5 protein-coding genes and 1 tRNA gene are annotated in these 5,688 nt (G+C 66.6%); all 6 read right to left on the bottom strand.

Annotation, left to right across the window (positions count from 1 at the left end):
• The coding region (locus JWM94_RS15270) for an ABC transporter substrate-binding protein (protein WP_299428956.1) at nucleotides 1–1,321 on the bottom strand (1,321 nt) is incomplete at its 3' end.
• Between the two features lie 35 nt (nucleotides 1,322–1,356).
• A tRNA-Leu gene (locus JWM94_RS15265) sits at nucleotides 1,357–1,443 on the bottom strand.
• A gap of 255 nt (nucleotides 1,444–1,698) precedes the next feature.
• Nucleotides 1,699–1,977, bottom strand: coding sequence for an integration host factor subunit beta (ihfB, locus tag JWM94_RS15260; RefSeq protein ID WP_299428954.1), 279 nt, complete (start codon nucleotides 1,975–1,977; stop codon nucleotides 1,699–1,701).
• A gap of 198 nt (nucleotides 1,978–2,175) precedes the next feature.
• Nucleotides 2,176–3,897: a 30S ribosomal protein S1 gene (gene rpsA / locus JWM94_RS15255; protein WP_299428952.1), complete on the bottom strand. Its 1,722-nt coding sequence runs from the start codon at nucleotides 3,895–3,897 to the stop codon at nucleotides 2,176–2,178.
• Between the two features lie 223 nt (nucleotides 3,898–4,120).
• Nucleotides 4,121–4,777: a (d)CMP kinase gene (gene cmk / locus JWM94_RS15250; protein ID WP_299428950.1), complete on the bottom strand. Its 657-nt coding sequence runs from the start codon at nucleotides 4,775–4,777 to the stop codon at nucleotides 4,121–4,123.
• Nucleotides 4,778–4,801: 24 nt separating this feature from the next.
• Nucleotides 4,802–5,688, bottom strand: an 887-nt coding sequence (locus JWM94_RS15245) for a proline iminopeptidase-family hydrolase (protein ID WP_299428948.1), incomplete at its 5' end; no start/stop codon positions are given.

The following is a 5,688-nucleotide window of genomic DNA, read 5'->3' as shown; positions in this document are numbered from 1 at the left end:
CCTCGGCGATGTGCTGGCCGCGCTGGGCCATGTCGGGGGCATCGCGCGCCGCCGCCAGTGCGGCCTGCGCCTCGTCGCTGCACGCCACGCAAGCGGTCGCGAGATACCAGCGCGCGCTATCGTAGGGCGCAACCGCGTCGATCAGGCGAAGGTCGGCTTGCTCGTTCATTGCCGCGCGCACCGGCTGTACGCCAATCAGCATCAGCCGTGCCGCGATCTGGCCGTAGAGCAAGTTACCGCCCGGTCCCGACGGCAGCGCGATCCGAATTTCGACCTGACCGGGATTCGCGGCGCGGTACTGCGCGACCGCAGAGCGCGCTGCGGTCAGCCGGGCGTCGGGCGCCAGCGTCGTCCAGGTCGGAATGGCGGGCGGCTGCGCCGAATCGAGCTTGTCGGGCAACAGCCGCTCGACCGGCGCTCCCCAATCGGAAGTGATCGCCGCGATCAGCGCGGGCCGGTCGAGTGCCTGGGCGATCGCGGCGCGTCCTGCGGCGCTGGCCAACAACCCTTCGCGCCGCACCACCGCCAGCCCGAACAACCCCGCCGCCGGTTCGAGCTTGATATTGGTCGGCGCGATTGCCGCGCGCGCGATTAGTGGAAAGTCGGCTACCGTGCCGCCGGCGACGTAATCCGACAGTTTGGCGGCAAACCGCGCGACCGCGCGCGACGCGGTTTCGCCGATCAGCCGCACGTCCTGCTCGGGCGTCGCGACCGGTCCTTCATCGTCGGGCGAGCGCGTAAGATCTGTGGCGGGACGCATCAGCACGCCGTCGCCGCCGGTCGAGACGATGCGGAGCGGCCCGCTGCCCCCCAGCGGGTTCTGGCGCAGGATCGCAAGCTCGGGTTGCGCGAACAGCTTGAGCAGATCGGGCCGCGGACGGCTCAAGCGAACCTCGATCACCGCATCGGTCATCACCGCGACGTCGTCGATCGCGCTCAGGAAAGGTTTCAACGGGTTGCGCGATGACGGCGCGATCGCGCGCTTCAGGATCGTCGCGACATCGACGGCGGTGACTTTCGCGCCATCGCTCCATTCCGCCTCGCGCAGGCGAAAGATATAGGTGCGCCCGGCATCGATCACGATCCAGCGTTCGGCCAGGCCGGGTTCGATCTGCCCCGCCGCGTCGAACCGGACGAGCCCCTGCGCGGTCGAATCGAGCAACAGCCGCTGCGTGGAGTCGCCGCCGCGACGGTTGACGTCGATATATGACGGTCGCCCGCCGATCGCCGACACCACCACCGGGCCCTTGTCTGGCCGTTGCTGACACGCGGTGGCGAGACACAGAAAGAGAGTCGGAAGGAGCCAGCGGCGCAGCGTCATCGCGCGCTTATGCCAAAGAAGGCGCGGCAGCGCCATGGTGCGGACGGCGGGACTCGAACCCGCACACCCAGATGGGCGAGGGATTTTAAGTCCCGTGCGTCTACCAATTTCGCCACGTCCGCGCGCTGGCGGAGCGAGAAATAAGCCGAGCTTATTTCCGACTCCGTCGAGCCGGCCGGCCTCGCGCAGCGAGGACCGACGTCACGCGATTTACTCGCGTGACGGCTACATGCACTAATTATTTTAGCGGGGACTATTTTGGGAGGTAGGCCGACCCGGCAAAGCCGGGTCGTCGGTCCTCGCTTTGCGAGGCCGGCCAGCTCAATGTTAGTGGATCTTAAGGCTCGCTCGCTTCGCTCCGCTCGCCTTAAGCTCTCTCAAACATTGAGCTTAACCCGCATTTCCTTGCCGGGCTTGAAATACGGCACGCGCTTGGCGTCGACCGCGACCAGTTCGCCGGTGCGCGGGTTGCGGCCGGTGCGGGCGTCGCGGGCGCGGGTCGAGAACGCGCCAAAGCCGCGCAACTCGACACGGCCATCGGCGGCCAGGCGGCGGGAAATTTCATCGAAAAAGGTCGTCGTGATCGCCTCGACATCGCGCGCGGCGAGGTCCGGATTGGCTTCCGACAGTTTCTGGATCAGTTCCGAACGGATCATCTGAACACGGTCTCCCCACCCCACAACGACCGGGCGGATGCCAGGTCGGGCCGTCAACGTCTGTCGCCGCACCCTCCGATGCGCCGACAGGCGTCCTAATCGTCACCATAACGTCCAAACGCGATCGACTATAGGACCGATTCGACACGATATGTCACGAAATGGGTAGCGCCGGTCTCACGCTACCCATTCCGGGTCTTACTTCTTGGTGTCGCGAGCCTTGAGCGCTTCGCCCAGGATGTCGCCGAGCGACGCCCCCGAATCGGACGAACCGTATTGCGCGACGGCCTGCTTCTCTTCGGCGATCTGCATCGCCTTGATCGAGAAGGTCGGCTTCTTCGAACGGTCGAACCCGGTCACCAGCGCGTCGAACTTCTGCCCGACCTGGAACCGCTCCGGGCGCTGCTCGTCGCGGTCGCGGCCGAGGTCGGTGCGCTTGATGAAGCCGGTCAGCCCCTCGTCGCCGACTTGAACTTCGAGGCCCGCGTCGCGGACTTCGAGCACGGTGACGGTGACGATCGCGTTCTTGTTGAGCTTGTCGCCCGATGCCGCCGCGGCGGCCGCCGGCGCGCCCGACGGCCCGCCACGCTCAAGCTGCTTCATGCCGAGCGAGATACGCTCCTTCTCGGCGTCGATATCGAGCACGATCGCCTTCACCGTTTCGCCCTTGCGGTGCAGGTTGAGCGCGTCCTCGCCCGAAATGCCCCACGCGATGTCGGACATGTGGACCATGCCGTCGACATCGTTGTCGAGCCCGATGAACAGGCCGAATTCGGTGGCGTTCTTGACTTCGCCTTCGACCGTCGAGCCGACCGGGTGCGCCTCGGCAAAGGCCTCCCACGGGTTGCTGATCGCCTGCTTCAGGCCGAGCGAAATGCGGCGCTTGTCCTCGTCGACTTCGAGCACGACGACATCGACTTCCTGCGAGGTCGAGACGATCTTGCCCGGGTGGACGTTCTTCTTGGTCCAGCTCATTTCGCTGACGTGGACCAGGCCTTCGATGCCCGCTTCCAGTTCGACGAACGCGCCGTACTCGGTGATGTTGGTCACGCGGCCGGTCATCTTCGCGCCGACATGGTACTTGGCGGCGGCGCCATCCCAAGGATCGCTCTCGAGCTGCTTCATGCCCAGGCTGATGCGCTGGGTGTCCTTGTTGATGCGGATGATCTGCACCTTGACGGTGTCGCCGATGTTGAGGACTTCCGACGGATGGCCGACGCGCTTGTAGCTGAGGTCGGTGACGTGGAGCAGGCCGTCGATGCCGCCGAGATCAACGAACGCACCATAATCGGTGATGTTCTTGACCACGCCGTCGATGATCTGGCCCTCGGCCAGCGACAGGATGAGGCCCGAGCGCTGCTCGGCGCGGGTTTCTTCGAGGATCGCGCGGCGCGAGACGACGATGTTGCCGCGCTTGCGGTCCATCTTCAGGATCTGGAACGGCTGCGGGATATCCATCAGCGGCTGGACGTCGCGGACCGGGCGGATATCGACCTGGCTGCCGGGCAGGAACGCCACGGCGCCGTCGAGATCGACGGTGAAGCCGCCCTTGACGCGGCCGAAGATGACGCCCTCGACGCGGGCCGACTGGGTGAATTCGGCTTCGAGCTTGTCCCACGCGGCTTCGCGGCGCGCGCGGTCGCGTGACAGCATCGCTTCGCCCATCGCATTCTCGACGCGGTCGACATCCACCTCGACCTCGTCGCCCACCTTCAGGTCGGCCTTCTGGCCCGGCGCGGCGAACTCGCGCAGCGGCACGCGGCCTTCGGACTTCAGCCCGACGTCGATGACGGCCATATCATTTTCGATGCCGGTGACGGTGCCATGTACGACGCGGCCTTCGAAGCCGTCGGCGTCGCCCAGGGTGAGTTCGAGAAGTTTCGCGAAATCGTCGCGTGTTGGAGTGGCGGCAGAAGCCATAAAAGATCGTTCCTAATCAACTGTTTCCGGCCAACCGGTTGTCTCCGGTGGTCTTGGCCAAAACGCCGCGACGGCCGAATACCGGCGCGGCATCCGAACGGGCGGGAGCGCGGAGGAGCCTAGACGCGTGTAAATGCGAAAAGGGCGCGACAGGTGTCCCATCGCGCCGACCTCCGCGAGAACCTGCTCGCTGGACGGGGGCGCACATAGCGCCACGAGGGCATTATGGCAAGCTGGCGCCCCGGGCCGCCGACGCCTTCAGCGCGAGTTGCCGCTCGACCAGTTCGATCGCGCGTCTGACCGCGGCCTCGATCGACAGAAAGCTGGTGTCGAGAATGCCGGCATCGGCCGCCATCACCAGCGGCGCGGCGTTGCGGCCGGTGTCGCGCAAGTCGCGCGCGCGGATGTCGGCGAGTACGCGGTCGAGGCTGATCGTCGAGCCGCGTTCCTTCAATTCGGCGTGGCGGCGGCGCGCGCGGATCTGCGGCGTCGCCTTGACGAACAATTTGGCGTCGGCGTCGGGCGCGATCACCGTCCCAATGTCGCGGCCGTCGAGGATGGCGCCCGCGGGCTGGTGCACGAACTTGCGCTGGCGCTGGAGCAGGGCGGCGCGGACCAGCGGGTGCGCCGACACGACCGATGCGCGCTCGCCAGCCTCGTCGCTGCGCAGCGCGGGGTCGTCGAGCAAGGCATCGTCGAAATTGCTGGCGGCGACCGCGTCGGCCTCGACCTCCGGATCGAGCTCCATGCGGCGCACGTTTTCGGCGACCGCACGATAGAGCAGGCCGGTATCGAGGTGCGGCAGCTTGTAGTGCTTCGCCAGCGCGCGGGCGATGGTGCCCTTGCCGCTGGCGGCGGGGCCGTCGACGGCGATGATCATGCGATTCTCTTCATTCGCACGAACTTAGGCGAGCGCATCCTGCCGCGCCAGCCACGCGCGGATCAACGCGACCGTTTCCTGGGGCCGGTCGGCGAACAGGCCGTGGGCGGAGCCTGGGACGGTGGCGAACTCCGCACCCGGTACTCGCGCGGCAAACCCGGCGAGCGTCGAAGGCCGCGCTTCGTCATACTGGCCGCCGATGAACAGGGTGCGCTTGCCGTCGAGCTTTGCCAGGAGCGGCTCGCCGTCATAATCCCGCAACGACCCGGTCGAGACGAATTCACTCGCCCCCCACATCGCGTTGTAGAGTTTTGGGTTGAACCCGCCGGGATGCGCGCGGGCGTAGACGGCGGCCGCCATCGTACCCGGCTCGCGGCCGTTGAAGGCGCGGTAGAAGGCGTTGGTCCCGGCATCGCATACTGGTCCGGGCGCGGCGTCGCAGCTTGCGATCTTTGCCTGAATTTCTGGCGGCAATTGCGTGCGCAACAGATTGGCGTCGGCGATCCAGCTTTTTGTCGACACCAGCGGACTCGCCAGCGCCAGCCCGCACAAGGCCTTGGGCTGGCGCGCGCCATATTCGAGCGCGAGCGTGCCACCCCAACTATGCCCCAGCAAATGCCAGCGCTCGACGCCGAGCGCTTGGCGGACCAGCTCGATCTCGTCGACGAACCGCGGCACGCGCCAGTTCTTCGGATCGTTGGGCCGGTCCGACTGCCCGCTGTCGAGCTGATCGTAGAGGATCACGGGCCGTTCGTCTGCCAGCGCCAGCGCGGTCAGGAAATGCGCATGCGTGCCACCCGGCCCGCCATGCAGCATGACGATCGGCAGCTTCGGCCCCTTGATGGCGCCGTTGACGCGCACGTAAATACGCCCCCCCTCGACCGGGACCATCTTTTCGAAATCGGGCGGCG

Source organism: Sphingomonas bacterium (genome assembly GCF_028289855.1).
Lineage (GTDB): Bacteria > Pseudomonadota > Alphaproteobacteria > Sphingomonadales > Sphingomonadaceae > Sphingomonas.
The sequence above is the reverse complement of the archived record's forward strand: the minus strand, read 5'-3'. Positions and strand labels throughout refer to the sequence as shown.

What these genes read in the sequence shown, in the direction of transcription:
- ihfB (WP_299428954.1), bottom strand. Translation starts at nt 1,977, where the DNA reads ATGATCCGTTCGGAACTGATCCAGAAACTGTCGGAAGCCAATCCGGAC.
- rpsA (WP_299428952.1), bottom strand. Translation starts at nt 3,897, where the DNA reads ATGGCTTCTGCCGCCACTCCAACACGCGACGATTTCGCGAAACTTCTC.
- cmk (WP_299428950.1), bottom strand. Translation starts at nt 4,777, where the DNA reads ATGATCATCGCCGTCGACGGCCCCGCCGCCAGCGGCAAGGGCACCATC.